The sequence below is a fragment of the Shewanella sp. KJ2020 genome, assembly GCF_024197625.1.
Lineage (GTDB): Bacteria > Pseudomonadota > Gammaproteobacteria > Enterobacterales > Shewanellaceae > Shewanella.
This window is the reverse complement of the sequence record NZ_JAKUKD010000013.1, coordinates 38,858-59,345: the sequence shown is the minus strand read 5'-3', so window position 1 is coordinate 59,345 and position 20,488 is coordinate 38,858. Positions and strand designations below refer to the sequence as shown.

At 47.1% G+C, this 20,488-nt stretch carries 18 protein-coding genes; all 18 read left to right on the top strand.

Annotated elements, in window-relative coordinates; genetic code table 11:
* The first annotated feature begins 6 nt into the window (after positions 1-6).
* The gene (gene mutL, locus MJO46_RS08345) at positions 7-1,872 is read left to right on the top strand and encodes a DNA mismatch repair endonuclease MutL (protein WP_253988925.1); all 1,866 of its coding nucleotides are present in this window, start codon (positions 7-9) and stop codon (positions 1,870-1,872) included.
* Positions 1,865-2,791, top strand: coding sequence for a tRNA (adenosine(37)-N6)-dimethylallyltransferase MiaA (miaA, locus tag MJO46_RS08340; RefSeq protein WP_253988924.1), 927 nt, complete (start codon positions 1,865-1,867; stop codon positions 2,789-2,791). Before mutL ends, miaA begins: the two co-directional genes overlap by 8 nt.
* Positions 2,792-2,883: 92 nt before the next feature.
* The gene (gene hfq / locus MJO46_RS08335; protein WP_198782269.1) at positions 2,884-3,156 is read left to right on the top strand and encodes an RNA chaperone Hfq; all 273 of its coding nucleotides are present in this window, start codon (positions 2,884-2,886) and stop codon (positions 3,154-3,156) included.
* Between the two features lie 23 nt (positions 3,157-3,179).
* Positions 3,180-4,487: a ribosome rescue GTPase HflX gene (gene hflX, locus MJO46_RS08330; protein WP_253988923.1), complete on the top strand. Its 1,308-nt coding sequence runs from the start codon at positions 3,180-3,182 to the stop codon at positions 4,485-4,487.
* A gap of 36 nt (positions 4,488-4,523) precedes the next feature.
* The gene (gene hflK, locus MJO46_RS08325) at positions 4,524-5,666 is read left to right on the top strand and encodes an FtsH protease activity modulator HflK (RefSeq protein WP_253988922.1); all 1,143 of its coding nucleotides are present in this window, start codon (positions 4,524-4,526) and stop codon (positions 5,664-5,666) included.
* A gap of 3 nt (positions 5,667-5,669) precedes the next feature.
* Complete coding sequence (gene hflC, locus MJO46_RS08320) at positions 5,670-6,563, top strand: protease modulator HflC (protein ID WP_253988921.1); 894 nt, start codon at positions 5,670-5,672, stop codon at positions 6,561-6,563.
* A 369-nt stretch (positions 6,564-6,932) separates the two neighbouring features.
* Positions 6,933-7,523, top strand: coding sequence for a ubiquinol-cytochrome c reductase iron-sulfur subunit (gene petA, locus MJO46_RS08315; RefSeq protein WP_198782273.1), 591 nt, complete (start codon positions 6,933-6,935; stop codon positions 7,521-7,523).
* Positions 7,523-8,737 carry a cytochrome bc complex cytochrome b subunit gene (locus MJO46_RS08310; RefSeq protein ID WP_198782274.1) on the top strand — a complete coding sequence of 405 codons (1,215 nt, stop codon included), beginning with the start codon at positions 7,523-7,525 and terminating at the stop codon, positions 8,735-8,737. The genes petA and MJO46_RS08310 overlap by 1 nt, the downstream gene beginning before the upstream one ends.
* Complete coding sequence (locus tag MJO46_RS08305; protein WP_198782275.1) at positions 8,737-9,432, top strand: cytochrome c1; 696 nt, start codon at positions 8,737-8,739, stop codon at positions 9,430-9,432. Before MJO46_RS08310 ends, MJO46_RS08305 begins: the two co-directional genes overlap by 1 nt.
* Before the next feature lie 96 nt (positions 9,433-9,528).
* Entirely contained in the window at positions 9,529-10,158 is a 630-nt protein-coding gene (gene sspA / locus MJO46_RS08300; RefSeq protein ID WP_253988920.1) for a stringent starvation protein SspA, read from the top strand.
* A complete protein-coding gene (locus MJO46_RS08295; RefSeq protein ID WP_253988919.1) occupies positions 10,158-10,595 on the top strand; it encodes a ClpXP protease specificity-enhancing factor in 438 nt (145 codons plus the stop codon). Before sspA ends, MJO46_RS08295 begins: the two co-directional genes overlap by 1 nt.
* A gap of 178 nt (positions 10,596-10,773) precedes the next feature.
* Positions 10,774-11,358 carry an aminodeoxychorismate/anthranilate synthase component II gene (locus MJO46_RS08290; RefSeq protein WP_253988918.1) on the top strand — a complete coding sequence of 195 codons (585 nt, stop codon included), beginning with the start codon at positions 10,774-10,776 and terminating at the stop codon, positions 11,356-11,358.
* Positions 11,359-11,534: 176 nt separating this feature from the next.
* Positions 11,535-14,015: a prolyl oligopeptidase family serine peptidase gene (locus MJO46_RS08285; protein ID WP_253988917.1), complete on the top strand. Its 2,481-nt coding sequence runs from the start codon at positions 11,535-11,537 to the stop codon at positions 14,013-14,015.
* A gap of 220 nt (positions 14,016-14,235) precedes the next feature.
* On the top strand, positions 14,236-15,381 hold the full coding sequence (locus MJO46_RS08280) for an HDOD domain-containing protein (RefSeq protein WP_253988916.1): 1,146 nt from the start codon (positions 14,236-14,238) through the stop codon (positions 15,379-15,381).
* Positions 15,382-15,435: 54 nt separating this feature from the next.
* Positions 15,436-16,347, top strand: coding sequence for an alpha/beta hydrolase (locus tag MJO46_RS08275; protein ID WP_253988915.1), 912 nt, complete (start codon positions 15,436-15,438; stop codon positions 16,345-16,347).
* Positions 16,348-16,653: 306 nt separating this feature from the next.
* Positions 16,654-17,871 (top strand): aspartate aminotransferase family protein, encoded by a 1,218-nt coding sequence (locus MJO46_RS08270; RefSeq protein WP_253988914.1) that lies wholly within the window; start codon positions 16,654-16,656, stop codon positions 17,869-17,871.
* A 127-nt stretch (positions 17,872-17,998) separates the two neighbouring features.
* Entirely contained in the window at positions 17,999-19,018 is a 1,020-nt protein-coding gene (gene astA / locus MJO46_RS08265) for an arginine N-succinyltransferase (RefSeq protein WP_198782283.1), read from the top strand.
* Between the two features lie 9 nt (positions 19,019-19,027).
* Complete coding sequence (gene astD / locus MJO46_RS08260) at positions 19,028-20,488, top strand: succinylglutamate-semialdehyde dehydrogenase (RefSeq protein ID WP_253988913.1); 1,461 nt, start codon at positions 19,028-19,030, stop codon at positions 20,486-20,488.

The window sequence follows — 20,488 nt, the reverse complement described above, 5'->3', positions numbered from 1 at the left end:
AAACCTATGGGTATTCAGATCCTTCCTCCACAACTAGCAAACCAGATTGCCGCCGGCGAAGTCGTTGAAAGGCCTGCTTCAGTCGTCAAAGAGCTCGTCGAGAACAGCTTAGATGCGGGGGCGACGCGCATCGATATCGAAATCGATAGGGGTGGCAGTAAGCTTATAAAGATCCGTGACAATGGTTCGGGGATCCCAAAGGACGAACTTGCCCTAGCATTATCGCGCCATGCGACATCCAAATTACATACGCTGGACGATCTCGAAGCTATCTTAAGTTTTGGCTTTCGTGGGGAAGCGCTCGCCAGTATTAGCTCAGTGTCTCGCTTAACCTTAACCTCACGCACTGTTGAACAAACCGAAGCTTGGCAAGCCCAGGCCGAAGGGGCCGATATGGCGGTTAAGGTGATGCCCGCCGCTCATCCTGTGGGCTCGACCATTGAAGTGATGGATCTATTTTTCAATACCCCAGCTCGTAGACGCTTTTTAAAGAGTGATAAAACCGAATTTACCCATATCGATGAATGGTTAAAACGTATCGCACTCGTACGGGGAGATATCCATTTTACCTTGACTCACAATGGTAAAACGGTGCGTAACTATCGCCCCGCGATGAATGAGCCTCAATATTTACAGCGGCTGACGCAGGTCGCCGGGCGGCAATTTGCCGATGAGGCGCTGCGGGTTGAATGCCAGCATGATGATCTGCGCCTAAGTGGTTATTTGCAGTCGCCTTGGTCAACCGTGTTAACCGACACCCATTATTTTTATGTGAATGGACGACTGGTGCGTGACCGTCTTGTGAATCATGCAGTGCGCCAAGCCTTTGCGCAAAAAGCTGAACTTGAACAGCCAGGTTATGTGCTGATGTTGAACATCGACCCCCATCAAGTGGATGTCAATGTGCACCCCGCTAAGCATGAAGTCAGGTTCCATCAGAGCCGTTATGTGCATGATTATATTTTGCAGGCGTTGCTATCGGCACTAGAGGAAGCTGGCGAGTTCAGTTTTGAACCAAACTCGCCACAACTAGAAGATAATCTTCATGTTAGCCAGCCAGCGCATTCTGCTTTCGAGCTTAAATCTTCAGATGCGAAAGACAGCCTCGCCTGGGTTGATACGTCTAGGGAGAGTCAAACTGAAACGGCATTAGCTGGATCTCGTTCTGGAACTGCGATTCATAGCAACGCCTTTGGCAGCATGGCTGTGCCAAGGGAGGCTAGAAGTGGTGCGGCTGGGGGAGTTCGCCCGCGTACTGAGCTGCCTTCAAAAGCCGCAATTGCAAGCTATGGTGCGTTATTGCAAACCCCATCCTACAGCGTACAGGATAAGGTGTATCAACCAGCGCAACCTATGCCTGCGATACTTGATGGTCACTATTGGGTATTTACTGATGGGCCAAAATTAAGTTTATTACGTATTGAGTCTGCGGCATTAGCGATCCGCTGCCATGAAATTGAAATGAAACTGGCCACAGGGTTGATTGGGCAGCCTTTATTGATGCCGATATCGGTCGCTGCCGACTCTGAGTGGCAGTCATTAATTGATGAGCACGAGACCTTAATACGTCAACTGGGATTAGAACTGACAATTCGTTACCAGCAGTTGATAATTAAAAAAGTGCCCCCATATCTCAGGGATAGCCCGTTAGCTAAGGCGATCCCCGAGTGGTTGCAATCGCTACGTTTCGAAACGCCAGCGCCGGATGCGTTGGCTATGTGGTTGGCAAAGCACAGCCTAGCGGGGTTTGTGTCAGCGCCAGAGATCTGGGCTGCATTTTGTCAGTTAAGTGAAGAGAAAAGACAGTATATCGCCAAAAATGCAATATCCTTACCTTGGCAGTCGTGGCTAGAAGAGCAAGCAAGTGAATAAAGAACAACAGCCTAAAGTGTTATTCCTTATGGGGCCTACGGCCTCGGGGAAAACGGCTTTAGCACTAGAATTGGCCGAGAAACACAACTGTGAAATTATCTCAGTTGACTCCGCCCTGATTTATCGTGGTATGGATATTGGCAGTGCCAAACCTTCAGCGGCAGAATTAGCCCGTGGACCGCATCGCTTAATCGATATTCGCGATCCGGCCGAGAGTTACTCGGCTGCCGATTTTCGAACCGATGCACTGGCAGAGATAGAACAGATTATCAGCATGGGAAAAACACCCCTATTGGTTGGTGGCACCATGATGTATTTTAAGGCGTTATTAGAAGGATTATCACCGCTTCCCAGTGCCAATGAAGCGATACGGGCAGAGATCCAAGCCGAGGCCGACACTAAGGGGTGGGAAGTGCTGCACGACCAATTACGGGAGATAGATCCCGTGTCGGCAGAAAGAATTCATCCTAATGATCCACAAAGGCTTTCAAGAGCGCTGGAAGTCTATAGAATAAGCGGCAAGAGTCTGACTGAGCTGACACACACTAAGTCAGCACCTTTGCCCTACGATGTGGTGCAATTTGCCATTGCCCCCCGCGAGCGTAAAGTGTTACATGACTTAATTGCACAGCGCTTTAAGATCATGTTGCAGCAAGGTTTTATTGATGAAGTTACGCAGCTAAAAACGAGAAATGACCTGCATTTAGATTTGCCATCAATGCGTTGCGTGGGATATCGACAGTGCTGGCAGTACCTCGATGGTGAGTTTGACTATGATACTATGGTCGAAAAAGCAGTTGCAGCTACTAGGCAATTGGCTAAGCGTCAATTAACATGGTTGCGCAGTTGGCCAGAGTTGAATTGGCTTGAAAGTGGTGCTGAGGGGAATTTAGTTACACTTATGCGTCAATGCCGCTAGCTTATTAGCCCTTGCTGTATAATACTAAAACTAAACAAAAAACTTCACTGATATAGATTTATTTTTATATAAATTAAAAAGGAAATAATAAAATGGCTAAGGGGCAATCTTTACAAGACCCATTTTTGAACGCACTGCGCCGCGAGCGCGTTCCTGTATCAATTTACTTGGTAAACGGCATTAAACTCCAGGGACAGGTAGAGTCGTTTGATCAATTTGTCATTCTGTTGAAAAACACAGTGAGCCAAATGGTTTACAAACACGCTATTTCTACCGTGGTTCCCGCTCGTCCATTTAACGTTACTGGCCATCAAAATGCCCAGGGCGGATACGGCGCGCAGGATGATATGCCTAGTGGTGAATAAGTTTTATTTGAGGAGTTTGCTTCTTGTTTGATCGTTATGAGGCGGGAGAAACAGCGGTTCTTGTCCATATCGACTTTTCCGATGAGGAACGCCGAGAAGACTTAGTCGAGCTACAGCTACTCGTTGAGTCCGCTGGCGCGCGTTCAGTCGGGGTCATTACTGGAAGTCGACGCTCACCAGACCGCAAGTTTTTTGTGGGTTCTGGAAAAGCCGAAGAATTAGCCGAACTTGTGGCTGCGACTGAGGCCAATGTGGTGATTTTTAACCACGCCTTGAGTCCAGCCCAAGAGCGTAATCTTGAGCAAGTGTGCCTGTGCCGAGTATTGGACCGGACCACGCTTATTTTGGATATTTTTGCTCAACGTGCACGGACTCACGAAGGTAAGTTGCAGGTGGAGCTAGCGCAATTGCGTCACATGTCGACTCGCCTTGTGCGTGGTTGGACCCACCTTGAGCGCCAAAAAGGCGGTATTGGTTTGCGTGGGCCTGGGGAAACTCAGCTAGAAACCGATAGACGTCTGCTCAGGGGACGGATTAAAAATATCAATAAGCGCTTAGAGCGAGTTGATAAGCAACGTGAGCAGAGCCGCCGCGCCCGTAAGCGCAGCGAAATGCCAACGGTTTCATTAGTCGGTTATACCAACGCGGGCAAATCAACCTTGTTTAATGCATTAACCTCGTCAGATGTTTATGCAGCCGATCAGTTATTTGCCACACTCGATCCCACGCTTAGAAAGCTAGATTTACCCGATGGTGCCGTGATATTAGCGGATACAGTGGGGTTTATCCGTCATCTGCCACACGATCTCGTCGCCGCGTTTAAAGCAACGCTACAGGAGACTCGTCAGGCGGAGTTACTACTGCATATTGTTGATTGTGCAGATGAAAATATGGCGGATAATTTTGAACAAGTGCAAAATGTGCTGAAAGACATCGAAGCCGATGAAGTCATGCAGCTGGTCGTTTGTAATAAAATTGACCTACTTGAAGATGTGACACCTCGAATCGAGTATGACGACACAGGCAAGCCTGTTCGCGTATGGGTTTCGGCACAAAAGCGTTTAGGGTTTGACTTGCTCCTCAAGGCTATCACTGAGCTTATTGGTGAGGTCATTAGGGAGCTTACACTTAGAATTCCGGCAACTGCTGGACATTATCTTGGCCAGTTTTATCGACTGGATGCGATACAGCAGAAAGAGTACGACGATCTGGGGAACTGTATTTTGTCTGTTCGTTTATCGGACGCCGATTGGCGCCGATTAGCTAAACAGAGTCAGGGTGAGTTAGAAACCTTTATCTTCGATACGTCGATAGAAAAGGCTGTTTGTTAATAATCTAATTTATTTCATCCACTTATGGAGTGTTAAATGGCTTGGAACGAGCCCGGTAACAAGGGTAATGATCCTTGGGGAAATAAAGGTGGTAACGACAAAGGACCACCGGACCTTGATGAGGTTTTTCGTAATCTTTCAAAGCGCTTTGGCGGCAAAGGCAATGGCTCATCAGGCCAGAACTTTAGTTCGTTTAGCTTAATCATCATTCTTGCCATTGCTTTAGCTGTTTGGGGACTCTCGGGTTTTTACACAATTAAAGAGGCTGAGCGTGGTGTGGCACTGCGTTTTGGTCAACACAATGGTGAAATTGGCCCTGGCCTTCACTGGAAAGCGACCTTTATCGACCAGATTTATCCCGTCGATGTGCAATCTGTTCGCTCTATTCCTGCGTCGGGTAGCATGCTGACATCCGATGAAAACGTCGTGAAAGTTGAGCTTGATGTGCAGTATCGTATTTTAGATGCGTACTCATATCTATTCAGTGCGGTAGATGCCAACGCCAGCTTACGTGAAGCGACCGATAGCGCCCTGCGTTATGTGATTGGTCATAACAAGATGGACGATATTCTGACCACGGGCCGTGATGCGATTCGTCGCGACACTTGGAAAGAATTAGAGCGTATTCTTGAACCGTATAAATTGGGTCTTGCGATTGTTGACGTTAACTTCTTGCCTGCGCGTCCGCCAGAAGAAGTGAAAGATGCCTTCGATGATGCGATTTCTGCCCAAGAAGATGAGCAGCGTTTTATTCGTGAAGCTGAAGCCTATGCCCGTGAAATTGAACCCAAAGCACGCGGTGAAGTGGAACGCATGGCGCAACAAGCCAATGCCTATAAAGAGCGCGAAATCCTAGAAGCTCGCGGTAAGGTTGCTCGTTTTGAGTTGCTGTTACCTGAGTACCAAGCGGCGCCTGACGTCACTCGTAAACGCTTGTATCTAGATACAATGCAGCAGGTGATGACGGAGACCAACAAAGTGCTGATAGATGCCAAAAACAATGGCAACTTAATGTACTTGCCGTTAGACAAGTTAATGAAAGAGAAGACTGCAACACCTGATCTTGAGCCTAAGCCTCAGCAGAATGTCAATTCTTCATCTGTATCAACGACTCGCATTGGTGAGCCTTTGAGTGGACGTCCGTCCCGCGATGATCGTACTCGCCAAGGGAGGGATTAATTCATGGGTAGATTAGGTATTATTCTTATCGCCGTTGTTTTAGGTGTGGTTTTATCTTCTATGATGGTCGTCAACGAAGGCGAACGAGCCATTGTGGCGCGTTTCGGTGAAATCGTAAAAGACAATGTTGACGGTAACCAAGTGACTCGCGTTTTTGGTCCTGGATTGCACTTTAAAGTGCCAGTGATCGATAAAGTGAAGTTACTCGATGCCCGTATTCAGACATTGGATGGTGCAGCCGATCGCTTTGTCACCTCAGAGAAAAAAGATCTGATGGTTGATTCCTATGTGAAGTGGCGTATTTTTGACTTCGAGAAGTATTACCTATCCACAAATGGTGGTATTAAATCGAATGCAGAATCGCTGCTACAACGTAAGATCAACAACGATTTACGTACTGAGTTTGGTCGTCGCACTATCAAGGAAATTGTTTCTGGTAAGCGTGATGAATTGCAAAATGATGCACTCGCTAATGCTTCAGAAAGCGCAAGGGACTTAGGTATTGAAGTGGTTGACGTGCGTGTAAAGCAAATCAATTTACCGGCTAACGTCAGTAATAGTATTTACCAGCGCATGCGTGCCGAGCGTCAAGCTGTGGCAAAAGAACACAGAGCACAGGGTAAAGAGCAATCTGAAATCATTCGTGCAACGATTGATGCTAATGTGACGGTGAAGATTGCCGAAGCTGAACGTAAAGCCTTGACCATTCGTGGTGAAGGTGATGCGTTAGCGGCTAAAATTTACTCTGATGCATACAGCAAAGATCCTGAGTTTTTCAGCTTTGTCCGTAGCTTAGAAGCCTATCGTGAGAGTTTCTCTGGTAACTCAGATATCATGGTATTAGAGCCTGACAGTGAGTTCTTCAAATATATGAAGAGCACTGCACCTAAGAAATAATCGCTCAATAATCGCGTTGAAATAGGCCCTGTTTAACAGGGCCTATTTTTTTATCTAGAGGTGATAGATTTGGGGTTCCCCTGAGGCTTTATTTACATTAGTGATGCATGCTTTATGCCGAGCTAAAAGAGGATGTGCTTAAAATATCCTCAAGGAAGGTTGAAATAGGTTAAAAGTTGTGCTTTTTTTGTCCGTTTTTTAAAAAACACGCAATCTCCCTAACTTACTTGCGTGTTTTCACTATGATCTGCTTCTAATTTTTAGCTATAATGAGCCCCGCCTCAAACTTCGATTTTTGCCCATGGTGATGACCCCGGGCGGAAAGTCTTTGAAAAACAAAAATTCCAACACCCTCTGGGAGATAAGTGGATGAGCAATGCGCCAGTCGATACCGGACGTCGCAGATTCCTGACAGCCGCAACCGCCGTAGTAGGTGGTGCTGGTGCCGTCGCTGTAGCGGTTCCTTTCATCAAGTCATGGAATCCGAGTGCCAAAGCGAAAGCTGCAGGTGCACCGGTCGAAGTAAATATCAGTAAAGTAGAGCCAGGTCAGCTGATCCGTGTTGAGTGGCGTGGAAAACCTGTATGGGTTGTCCGTCGCACAGAAGCCGTGATCAATGAACTGCCAACCCACGATGATAAGTTAAGAGATCCTGCTTCTGCTGAAATGCAGCAGCCTGATTATGCAACAAATCCTCTGCGTTCAATCAAGCCAGAGTATTTTATTGCCGTCGGTATTTGTACCCACCTCGGATGTTCACCTACTTATTTACCAGATTCATTTGGTGAGCAAGTTGAAGGTGTCACTTCTGGTTTCTTCTGTCCATGTCATGGCTCTAAGTTTGATATGGCTGGTCGCGTTTTCCAAGGCGTACCTGCTCCATTGAACCTAGTTATCCCTCCACATCAATATGTTGATGATGGCACCGTGATTATCGGTGTAGATAAAGGAGTGGCGTAATGGTTAAGAATTTAATTAATTGGATTGATGCTCGCATCCCAATGACTGCGACTTATAACCGTCATGTTGGACAGTATGCAACGCCAACTAACTTTAACTTTTGGTACTTTTTCGGTTCGCTAGCGATGTTGGTATTGGTTAACCAATTACTAACGGGTATCTGGTTGACGATGAACTATGTACCTACAGCAGAAGGCGCTTTCGCCTCTGTTGAATACATCATGCGTGACGTTGAATACGGTTGGTTGCTGCGTTATATGCACTCAACGGGTGCTTCTGCGTTCTTCGTGGTGATCTACCTACATATGTTCCGTGGTCTGATTTACGGTTCATATCAGAAGCCTAGAGAACTGCTATGGCTATTCGGTATGTTGATTTTCCTCGTGTTGATGGCTGAAGCCTTTATGGGTTACTTGCTGCCATGGGGACAAATGTCATACTGGGGTGCGCAGGTAATTATTTCTCTGTTCGGTGCGATTCCTGTTATTGGTGACGACTTAACCCTATGGATCCGTGGTGACTACGTGATCTCTGGCGCGACACTGAACCGTTTCTTCGCGCTGCACGTTATCGCACTGCCATTAGTGTTAGTTGTATTAGTGTTCTTACACTTAATTGCACTGCACGAAGTGGGTTCGAATAACCCTGACGGTATCGAAATCAAGAAGAACAAAGACGAGAATGGCTGGCCAGTTGATGGCATTCCATTCCACCCATATTACACAGTAAAAGACATCATGGGCGTCGCTGGCTTCCTGATTGTATTCTGTTACGTGTTGTTCTTTATCCCTGAGGGCGGTGGTTACTTCCTTGAGAAGCCAAACTTTGAAGCGGCTAACTCGATGAAGACCCCTGAGCACATTGCACCCGTTTGGTACTTCACACCTTTCTACGCCATTTTACGTGCCGTTCCCGATAAATTGGGCGGTGTGATCATGATGGGTCTGTCGATTGCTGTACTGTTCGTATTGCCTTGGCTAGATCGCTGTAAAGTGAAGTCAGTCCGCTACCGTAGCACGCTGCACAAGTTGAACATTGCACAATTTGCAGTGTCTTTCATTGTGTTAGGTTACTTAGGTGTAGTCCCTGCGACACCAACACTGACGATAGTTGCACAGGTATTTACTTTTACTTACTTTGGTTTCTTTGTGGCGCTGTGGGTATACAGCAAGAATGAAAAAACTAAACCTGTTCCAGCGAGGTTGACACACTAATGAAAAAATTATTGATTGCATTAGTTGCCTTGTTGCCGACCTTGGCAATTGCCGCAAGCGGACACGTACATTTAGAAGACGCCAATGTTGATCTGCATGATAAAGCTTCCTTAGAACGTGGTGTGGACCTGTTCCAACATTATTGTTCTGGCTGCCATAGCACTCAGTATCAACGTTATGAGCGCGTGGCGACCGATATCGGTATTTCTATGGATGATATGCGTAATAAGTATATGTTTACCGATGCTAAAATTGGTGAGCTTATGCAAAACGCGATTCCACCGAAAGACGCGGCTAAGTGGTTTGGCGCAACACCGCCAGACTTAACCTTAGTGGCCCGTGTTCGTGGTGAAGATTGGGTATATTCATACCTCAAAGGCTTCTACAAAGATCCAAGCCGTCCCTTTGGCGTGAATAACACTGTATTCCCATCTGTAGGTATGCCACATGTGCTCGAAGAGTTACAAGGTATGCCTGTTAAGCAAGAAGATGGCAGTATTGTGGTCACTGGCGGTAAATTAAACGCAGAAGAATATGACCAAGCGGTACGTGATATCACTGGCTTCTTAGTCTATTCGGCTGAACCCGTTAAACTAGAGCGTGAAGCTATGGGTTGGTGGGTACTCGGATTCCTGTTTATATTCTTTATTGTGGCCTACCTCTTGAAGAAAGAGTATTGGAAAGATGTACACTAGGCACCAATAACGGGTAAAATATAATATCCGCATAGTGTAAACGGGGGGCTTTGCCCCTCGTTTACTTTTGTTTTATTTCGATTCTGGAGGGTATCAATGGCTGTTGCTGCCAACAAACGCTCTATCATGACACTGTTTTCAGGTGCTGATGATCTGTATAGCCATCAAGTACGTATCGTGTTAGCTGAGAAAGGGGTTACTGTTGATGTTTTACAGGTCGACCCTAATGAAATGCCTGAGGATTTGCTCGAAGTAAATCCCTATAACTCAGTGCCAACTTTGGTAGATCGTGAACTCGTTTTATACGAATCACGCATTATTATGGAATATTTGGATGAGCGTTTTCCTCATCCACCACTGATGCCAGTCTATCCAGTATCCCGCGGCCAAAGCCGTTTGATGATGCACCGCATCGATACGGATTGGTATTCGCTGGTCGATCGCATTCGCAAGGGTGATCGCGCTGAAGCGGCTCGTAAAGAGTTGACGGAAAGCTTGATTGCCATAGCGCCAGTCTTCACTGAAGTACCTTACTTTATGAGTGAAGAATTTGGTCTAGCGGATTGCTATCTTGGGCCACTATTGTGGCGCTTACCTGTACTGGGTATTGAATTAGATAGCCGCGTAGCGAAAGATATCAAAGCCTATATGACACGTATTTTTGAGCGTGAGTCGTTCAAAGCCTCCTTAACGGAAGCTGAACGCGAAATGCGCATGGGTATGTAATGAAGCCTTTGACTCCTAATCGTCCTTATTTACTAAGGGCTTACTATGATTGGTTGATGGATAACCAATTAACGCCTCACGTTGTGGTAGATGCCTTTGTAAAAGGGACTCAAGTGCCACAGCAGTACGTGAAGGATGGCCAGATAGTGCTGAATATTGCAGCTGGCGCAGTGGGCAATTTGCAAATTAGCAATGAGTTTGTGGAGTTCAATGCACGTTTTGGTGGTGTTCCCCAGCAGGTGTTGTTGCCAATGGCATCGATTGTTGCCATTTATGCCCGTGAAAATGGCGCAGGCACAGTCTTCGATATTGAAGATGCATATCTGGTGGAGGATGAAGTAGATTCATCTTTATCCGTTGTTGAAACAACAGATAAAGCGTTTGAACCGACAGATGAGCCCCCTAAGCGTCGCAGTCATTTAACTGTGGTTAAATAACTGTGGTGAAATGCCTAAGTCGTTTAAAAACTAAGCCAGTCTAATGACTGGCTTTTTTGTCGCTGTATTTTATAGCCGTAATTGGTTAAACCTTAAGTACAAGGTGTGATAGCATTTGCGCCCGCATTCATCCGTTAGATATGCGTTACCTTTACCCATTTAGACCAATGGATCTTGTATGTTGCTCATGATCGATAATTACGACTCTTTCACCTTTAACTTAGTGCAGTATTTTCAGCAGCTAGGGCAAGAGATAGTGGTTAAGCGAAACGACGAAATTAGCCTAGATGAAATAGCGGCGCTCGCACCAACCCATTTAGTGATTTCCCCCGGTCCCTGCACACCGAATGAAGCGGGGATTTCCCTCGCGGCTATCGAGCACTTTGCTGGGCGCATCCCTATTCTAGGTGTGTGTTTAGGCCATCAAGCTATGGCGCAGGTTTTTGGGGCTAAGGTCATACGGGCGCAACGCGTCATGCATGGAAAAGTCAGTGCTATTTGTCATAGTGGCGAACGGTTATTTAAAGGCTTAAATCATCCCTTAACTGTGACACGTTATCACTCGCTATTGGTTGATACCGTTCCCGAGGGTTTTGTATTGGATGCTTGGTTTGATGATCCTCTCCATGGCCTAGAAATCATGGCCATAAGCCATCAAAGCTTGCCGCTTTACGGGGTGCAATTTCACCCAGAGTCGATTCTTACCGAACAAGGCCATGAACTATTAGCTAATTTTTTATCTCAATCTGTCGTTTTAGCATAAAAGCGATCACCGCTTTAGCCACCAGTTTATCAATCTCTGTTACAAGATTTCTCCTCCTTTTAAGCAAATATGTCGCCTAAGTGTGATATAACTGCCGCAAAACAACGCCCGTCTGCGAGTCTACTGGGGAACCCCTTTTACTCGGACTGCTGCGATAACAATAAAAGGAAGGATTAATGAAAAGCGTAATGCGACATTTGGGTTTAAGTGCCTTAGCAGTTGCCGTATTGGCGGGGTGCGCGGCGTCATCGACCGAAACAGCGGCTCCAACATTAGATCAACCCACATTTCAAGTCCCTTTGGCTCAACCTCCTCAAGTCTCACAGTCGCTGACGCTGAATCAAATTATGGCGAATCCCGATTGGATGGGCATTTTCGCTAAACAGGCTTATTGGAGCGATGATAGCCAAAGTGTGTTCTTTGCCCGTCAAGCCAGTGCTGCGCCCCTGCCGAGCTATTATCAACAGGGCATTAATGATAGCCGTGCGGTTGAATTAGCCCTCGATAAATTACACGCTGCGGATCAGCAATTTGGCGCATTAGATCCGACTAAATCCAATAAGGTCTATCTTTACCAAGGCAATATTTTTGTTAAGCAATTAAGCTCCGGCAAGGTTACTCAACTCACCCGTCAACACACTGCTATCGATAGCGTACGTTATTTGAATAATGGCGATATTGCCTATTGGCAGGGCGATAATGTTTTCCAGATCCATCAAGACTCAGGCTTAGTCGAACAGCTTGCTGAAATTAAAATGGCGAAAGCGCCGGAAGGTGTAAAAGAGCCGAGCACTTATATTGCTAAGCAACAACACAGATTGATTAAGTATGTGGCTCAGCAGCAGGAAAACGCTAAGACTAAACAACAGTTTAAAGATGAATTACAAAAAAGTGACCCGACGCTCGCCGCCAACGCTTGGTATTTAGGTGATAGCGAAGTGGTGTCAGAGCTTAGCTTGTCACCCGATGGCCGTTATATTTTACTTGCCCTGACGGATAAGAATTACACAGGTAGCAGTGAACACGACATCATGCCGAACTACTTAGGTAGCAAAGGGTATATCGATCCTGTACCAGTACGTGCCCGTGTGGCCGAAGACACTCCACCTGGGCAGCGCTTTGTGGTGCTCGATTTAAATGAGCATAAACAAATCGATATCACTATCGAGGGGCTGACTGGCTTCGATGAAGATGTGCTGGCTAAAGTCAAAGCGGAAAATGCTAAGGCTAAAGGTGAAACCTATCAGAGCACAAAAGTGCCGCGGAAGATCCAATTAATGGAGGACTGGGGCTGGACGCAGAGTGCGATTCAGTGGCATGAGTCGGAAAATAAATTAGCCCTGATGCTAGAAGCAACTGATAACAAAGACCGTTGGATCGCCACCGTCGATTTATCTAAGGGTAAATTTATCACCGAACATCGTTTACACGATGATGCTTGGGTTAATTACGACTATAACCAATTTGGCTGGTTACCAGGTACGGACACCCTTTACTATCTCTCTGAAGAAACGGGTTATTCTCAGCTTTATATCAAAGCACTGGGGGAAAAGCCGCGAGCCTTGACTCAAGGTCAGTTTGTGGTGAGCGACATCCAGCTGTCGCCCGATGCGAATTACATTTACTACAAAGCCAACCAAAGCCACCCTGGTATTTATAATGTGCACCGCGTAAATCTCACCACAGGTAAGAATGAGCAATTAACACAGTGGGATGGCAACTTAGATTACAGCCTAAGCCCAGATGGCACTCAGCTATTACTCAATGCTTCACGCCGTACGCAGCCGAATGAACTCTATATTCAACCCATAGGCGGCGCATTAAAGCAGTTAACATCCTATACCAGTGACGCTTTTAAAAACTATTCGTGGCAAGCGCCAGAGGTAGTTGCTGTACCTTCAAGCCATGGCGCTGGCAAAGTATACGCCCGCGTTTATCTACCTCAGGGGTACGATAAATCCCGCGCCGAGAAATACCCTGCCGTCATCTTTAACCACGGCGCGGGTTATCTGCAAAACGCTGACTATGGCTTTAGCGGTTATTTCCGCGAGTTTATGTTCCACAATCTGCTGACTCAGCAAGGTTATGTGGTGATGGACATGGATTACCGCGGCTCTAAAGGCTATGGCCGCGATTGGCGCACCGCGATTTACCGTAATATGGGTCATCCAGAAGTGGAAGACTTAAAGGATGGCGTTAGCTGGATGGCAACCAATACGAATGTCGATACGGAGCGTGTTGGGACCTATGGTGGTTCCTACGGTGGCTTCTTAACCTTTATGTCTTTGTTCACCGCCCCTGACTTGTTCCAAGCGGGAGCTGCGCTGCGCCCGGTGACGGATTGGGCACATTATAATGCGCCTTATACTTCTAATATCTTAAATACGCCCGATATCGATCCTATCGCCTATGAGCGTAGTTCTCCCATAGAGCATGCCCAAGGACTCACAAAGCCGCTGCTGATTATGAGTGGGGTGATGGACGATAACGTCTTCTTCCAAGACAGCGTGCGCATGGTGCAGCATCTGATCGAATTGGAAAAACCTATGTTTGAAATGGCGATTTATCCCGTCGAGCCCCACGGTTTCCGTCAACCGTCTAGCTGGTTGGACGAATATCGCCGTATTTATAAGTTGTTTGAACAAGAACTTAAATAGGATGTTAATCCAAACAAAAGCCTCATTATGAGGCTTTTTTATTGCGCCATTACCGGGATTATGGCGCTAATATCAATTGCATTAAATATCTGTTCATCCATCTGAATACCGCAGGGTTTACTTGTTGCTAAGATTAAGCGTATGTGCTGAAATTGTAATGTTTTTGAATATTTTACCGTGCTAGCGCCAGACGATATCGGCGATATAGGAAAGTCTAATAGTGGCAATTTCGGTAGCGGGTGGCGTTAGACCCGGCAAGATTATAGAGATAGAGCATAGGCTCTATCAGCAATTGATCCTCGGCAAGCAAAAGGCGAGTCCGACCCTTTTGGATGAGCTGGATCTTGAGCTTGAGGCCGATGCCAATAAATTAGATGTCGAGCGCGAAGCGATTCTGTCGCGCTTGCTCAAACAAATTCAGGCAAGGGAAGTCTTTGAGGCCGTCTCAAAGCAATTACATGAAACTGTTAATAATGCTATTGAGCACCAATTGGCCTCCCCTGAATTAGTGTTGGCTAAATCCGATATCAATGAATCCCAGATCCTACTGCTTGAACTGTTACTCGCCAAAAACCTCGATGCAACACGATTACGCCCGCTGATCAGTAACTTAAGCTGGCTGTGTCGGGATTTGACCAATATGGTCAATAGCCCTAGTTTTCGTGCCCGTCGTCCACAGGGTTCCGAGGTGCGCGTCACCGATATCAAACTGGTGATGAATTACATTGGTATCGAAAATTTACGCACTATTATCCCGTATTTTTGCCTGCGTAACTGGCTTCCCAGCGGCAATGCCAAACTGCTCTGGACCACCCGAAAACTGTGGCGTTACAGCATAGTCAGTGGTATTGCAGCCAATGCGTTGGCGCAGCTTCATAATACTGACTCGGCCCTCGTTTATAGTAGTGCCTTACTCAATCAATTAGGCACCTCTGTGGTGTTGAGTTTAAGTGCGCGCTTATTCGATCAAACCTGGGGATCATGGATACGGGAGGCCAGTAGCAGCCGTGATAAAGAAGTGTACGATGCAGTGATCGCCACAGAGTTTCCGGCCAAGGCCGTATTTGAACAAGTGTTAAGCCATGGCCTTAAACTGAACTGGCAATTGCTCGAGTTGCTTAAGTTTGAACATAGTCCTTTGACTCAACTACTCAAGGAATTAGATCAAACATTAAGTTATCGAGACCTCTCTTTCCAAGCGGCAATTGTCGCCCGGGCCAACTGTTATGCTAAGGTGTTGCTGCTCGAAGAGATGCGTCAAATCGATCCCCAAGAAAAGCGGCTAATGTTTGACTATTACGAGTTGAGTGAACAAGAGGTATTGCGCTTAAAAGCACAGAATTATCGGAAGCTAGATCTGCTGTAATCCACGGCCTGCTACGTAGCGCCATGATTGCGGCGTTTATGTGGAGGAAGGGGTATGCCAAGTTGGCAAGCATCTGTACTGAATACGATTTTATCCTATGTTGCTAGGCCATCCATCAGTCGTGGGCAGGCCAAAATGCCCTTAGCTCAGGTGCGCAAAAAGTTGTTTGAGCTGGATAAGCGTTGGCTTCCTTGGCCGGATAAGCTTGTCAGCGCCAGCATTCCCCTGCGCCATTCCTGCCTGCTGCATTATGTACACCTTGATGAACAAGTTCGCCTTGGAAAGCTGTTTTATATCCGAGGCGGAGGTTTTTGTTTTAAGACACCGCACGCCCACGCAAGATTGATCGCGGATATTAGTCAGCGGTGCCAATTGGATGCCTATATTCCCGATTATCGTCTCGCCCCAGAACATCCATTCCCCTCGCCGTTTGATGATGTGCTCGAAGCCTATCGGCGCTTAATCGAGCTTAAAGGCGCAGATAATTTGATTTTGATGGGGGACTCGGCTGGCGGGAATTTAGCATTAAGTTTACTGCTTGAGCTTAAACGCCTAGATTTGCCATTGCCCCAAGCCTGTGTGCTGTTATCACCCGCACTCGACTTGGCTATGACGGGTGACACTGAGTTTATACTTGGGGCCGATGATCCCTTTTTTACCATAGAGTCATTACTGCGTTTGCGCGGTGCCTACCTTGCGGGAGCTAACCCTATGTCGGCTAAGGTTTCACCCTTGCTAGGCAACTTAGCTGAGTTGCCGCCTATCCTAGTGATTGCGGGTACGCGGGAGCTGTTATTGCAGGATTCTGAGCGTTTAGTCGCCCAAGTAAAGGCCTGCGATGGTGAGATTAAGGGCTGCTTTTACCCTAATATGCCCCATGTGTTTCCTCTGTTTGATTTATTGCCCGAAGCCATTGAGGCAAGGGAGCAAATTAAGCATTTTGTGCTTTCTCATTTGATTCGTTAAAATTGTGTAGTTATTCATATTCAGTGAATAGCTAGCAAAAAGAGGGGTAAATAACTTTTTTTCTGACTAAATATGCTGTAAGCCACTAGCTTAAACGCTTGTATAGTTCTTAAACTGCAATCTTTATGCACTTTGCACTCATGCATGGCGATTGTTGTTTGTGAAAAACTGGTATTTTGATCACAATTTCGCTAATAATGGCTGATAACAGACACAAGTATTCCCAGTATCACTAACTCAAAATAAAGATACACAGGGACCCAGACGGCGCCCGATGCCGTTAAACAAACCAAAGGATGAAGTAGAATGAGCGTTGATATGAAGTTAAATCGTGCCCAATTTGACGCAGTTATGGTGCCTAATTATGCGCCTGCTGCCGTGATACCTGTCCGCGGCGAAGGCAGCCGAGTATGGGATCAAGAAGGCAACGAGTTTATCGATTTTGCTGGCGGTATCGCGGTAAATTGCTTAGGTCACTGTCATCCCGCCCTTGTGAATGCCCTTAAGACACAAGGCGAAAAACTATGGCATCTGTCAAACGTCATGACCAACGAGCCAGCCTTAGCATTAGCGACTAAGTTAGTTAACAGCACCTTTGCCGACAAAGTGTATTTTGCCAACTCTGGCGCCGAAGCCAACGAAGCTGCACTGAAACTTGCCCGTCGTTATGCCCTAGAGAAACATGGCGTTGAGAAAGATGAAATTATCGCCTTCGATAAAGCCTTCCATGGCCGTACCTTCTTCACCGTCAGCGTCGGTGGCCAAGCCGCCTATTCCGATGGTTTTGGTCCTAAGCCACAGAGCATTACCCATCTGCCATTTAACGATGTTGCCGCCTTAGAAGCCGCGGTATCGGACAAAACCTGCGCCATTATGCTTGAACCACTGCAAGGTGAGGGCGGTATTATCGATGCCGATCCTGCATTCCTGAAAGCCGTGCGTGAACTAGCGAACAAGTACAACGCGCTAGTGATTTTCGATGAAGTGCAAACCGGTGTAGGCCGTACTGGTGAACTGTATGCTTATATGGGTACTGACATAGTACCGGATATTTTAACCACAGCTAAAGCACTCGGCGGCGGTTTCCCTATCGCGGCTATGCTGACAACCGCTGAAATTGCCGAGCACTTAAAGGTCGGTACCCACGGCTCAACCTACGGTGGTAATCCATTAGCCTGTGCAATCGGCAATGCGGTATTAGATGTAGTAAACACGCCAGAAGTATTAAACGGTGTAAAACATCGCGAGCAGTTATTGCGTGATGGTCTTAATAAAATCAATGAAAAATATCATGTTTTTTCAGAAGTTCGCGGTAAAGGTTTGCTGTTAGGGGCGGTTCTTAATGAACAATACCAAGGTCGCTCACGGGACTTTTTGGTGGCCTCTGTGGCCGAAGGCTTAATGAGCCTGATGGCGGGCGCTAATGTGGTGCGTTTTGCTCCTTCTCTGGTGATCCCTGAGGCAGATATTGCCGAAGGTCTAGCTCGTTTTGAACGTGCTGTGGCGAGCATAGCTGCCGCCTAAATGACCAAAGGAGTGCTGAATTTATTCACACTCCTTTTTTGTCAGGGAATACTTACGTGCATCACTACCTATCTTGTTGTAGATAGGCGCTTTGGTGCACGGCAAGTCAAAGTGAGGAGACACTAAGATGTTAATCATACGTCCTATTCAGGCCGGGGATTTCGAAGCCTTATACCAGATTGCTGAAGAGTCTGGGCATGGTTTTACGTCATTACCCGTCAATGCGGATTTACTGAGGCATAAGATTGCCAGAGCCGAAACGTCCTTTGTCAAAGCCGTAGACACCCCCTTCGATGAAGGCTATTTGATGGTGCTTGAGGATACCGACAGCCGTGAAGTCGTCGGCACTTGCGCTATCGAAGCCGCAGTAGGGATGGAAGATGCGTTTTACCATTATCGCCTCGGTACCGAAGTCTATCATTCCGAACAAATTGAAGTACGTAACGAGGTCGAAACCTTAACCCTCTGCCATGACTACACGGGCGCCGCCGAGCTTTGCACGCTGTTTTTGCGTGAAGCCTACCGTAAAGGTAACAATGGCCGCATGTTATCCCGCAGTCGCTTCTTGTTTTTGGCCCAACATGCAAAACGCTTCGGTGAAACTGTGATCGCCGAAATGCGCGGCGTCAGCGATGCCGATGGTCACTCGCCTTTTTACGGTTGGCTACAAAAGCACTTCTTAGGCATTGATTTTATTCAGGCCGATTATCTTTCTGGCCTAGGCAAAAAGGCGTTTATGGCAGAAATGATGCCACGTAACCCCGTGTATGTTTGCCTGTTGCCGGAGGAAGCACAAAAGGTCATCGGAGAAGTGCATACCAATACTCGCCCCGCCTTAAGTTTATTGCAGGCTGAAGGTTTTAGATGCCGTGGTTATGTGGATATTTTCGATGGCGGGCCAACGGTAGAGTGTCGTTTATCGGACATTCGCGCCGTACGTGAAAGCCGATTATTGACTATCGATATCGGTGATATGGTCGAAGCCGACAGCCAGTTTATTATCTCGAATACTCAATTAGCCAATTACCGCGCGACGTCGGCCTATTTGGCTGTGGATGATAAGTCCGAACATATCACCATTAGCCCCGAGCTAGCTGCGGGGTTATTACTCGCAAAAGGCGATCAAATTCGTATTTTGGCAATGTAGGAATAACCAATGACACATTATATTCAAGGCCAATGGCATGCTGGCAAGGGTCATGACGTGACCTCAATTAACCCTGCCAATGGACAAACCATTTGGACGGGTAAAACTGCCACCGCAGAACAAGTGAACGCCGCCGTCGATGCCGCCCGCGAAGCGCAATTCGACTGGTTTATGCTTGGTTTCGATGCACGTTTAAAAATAGTTGAAGCCTATCGTAGCCAACTCGAAGCGAATAAAGCCGAACTTGCAGAAACCATTGCCCAAGAAACCGGTAAACCCCAATGGGAAACTGCGACCGAAGTCGGCGCCATGATAGGCAAAATTGCTTTATCGGCAGCGGCTTACAACAAGCGTACTGGTACTGAGGCCAATGATACGCCAGCGGGACGCGCGGTACTGCGACACAAACCCCACGGTGTTGTTGCCGTATTTGGCCCCTATAACTTCCCAGGGCATCTGCCAAACGGTCATATAGTGCCTGCACTGCTCGCGGGTAATACAGTAGTGTTTAAACCTTCTGAATTGACGCCTAAAGTTGCCGAATTGATGGTAAATCTATGGGATAAGGCGGGGCTGCCTGCTGGCGTACTCAACTTAGTTCAAGGCGAGGTAGATACAGGTAAAGCGCTGGCTTCTCATCCGCAGCTCGATGGTCTGTTCTTTACCGGCAGCTCTCGCACCGGCCATGTATTGCATCAACAATATGCGGGTCATCCGGGTAAGATTTTAGCACTTGAGATGGGTGGCAATAACCCACTGATCATTAAAGGTGTACAGGATATTAAGGCCGCAGTGCACGATATTCTGCAGTCGGCGTATATTTCATCGGGCCAACGTTGCACCTGTGCGCGCCGTTTATATGTCGAACAAGGCGAGCAGGGCGATGCGCTGATTACCATGTTAGTCGAGGCGGTCAAACAGATTAAAGTCGGTCCTTGGAACGCGCAGCCGCAACCTTTTATGGGCTCAATGATTTCTGAAACTGCCGCTAAAGGTATGGTAGCTGCGCAGGCGAATTTAGTGAGTTTAGGTGGCGTGCCTCTAGTCGAGTTAACCCATTTAGAGGTGGGCACTGGCTTAGTGTCTCCTGGGCTTATCGATGTCACAGCAGTTGATGCATTGCCGGATGAAGAATACTTTGGCCCACTGCTGCAACTGGTGCGTTATAACGATTTCGATCAGGCGATCAAGCTTGCTAACCAAACCCGTTATGGTTTGTCTGCGGGAATACTCGCCGATAGCCGTGAAGATTATGATTATTTCCTCGCGCGCATTCGTGCCGGGATTGTTAACTGGAACAAACAGATCACTGGCGCATCGGGCGCGGCACCTTTTGGTGGCGTAGGCGCATCGGGTAACCATAGGGCGAGCGCTTTCTATGCCGCCGATTACTGTGCTTATCCCGTGGCTTCGGTCGAGGCCGATGCGGTAAGCCTACCTGCGACCCTAAGCCCAGGTTTGAGTTTGTAG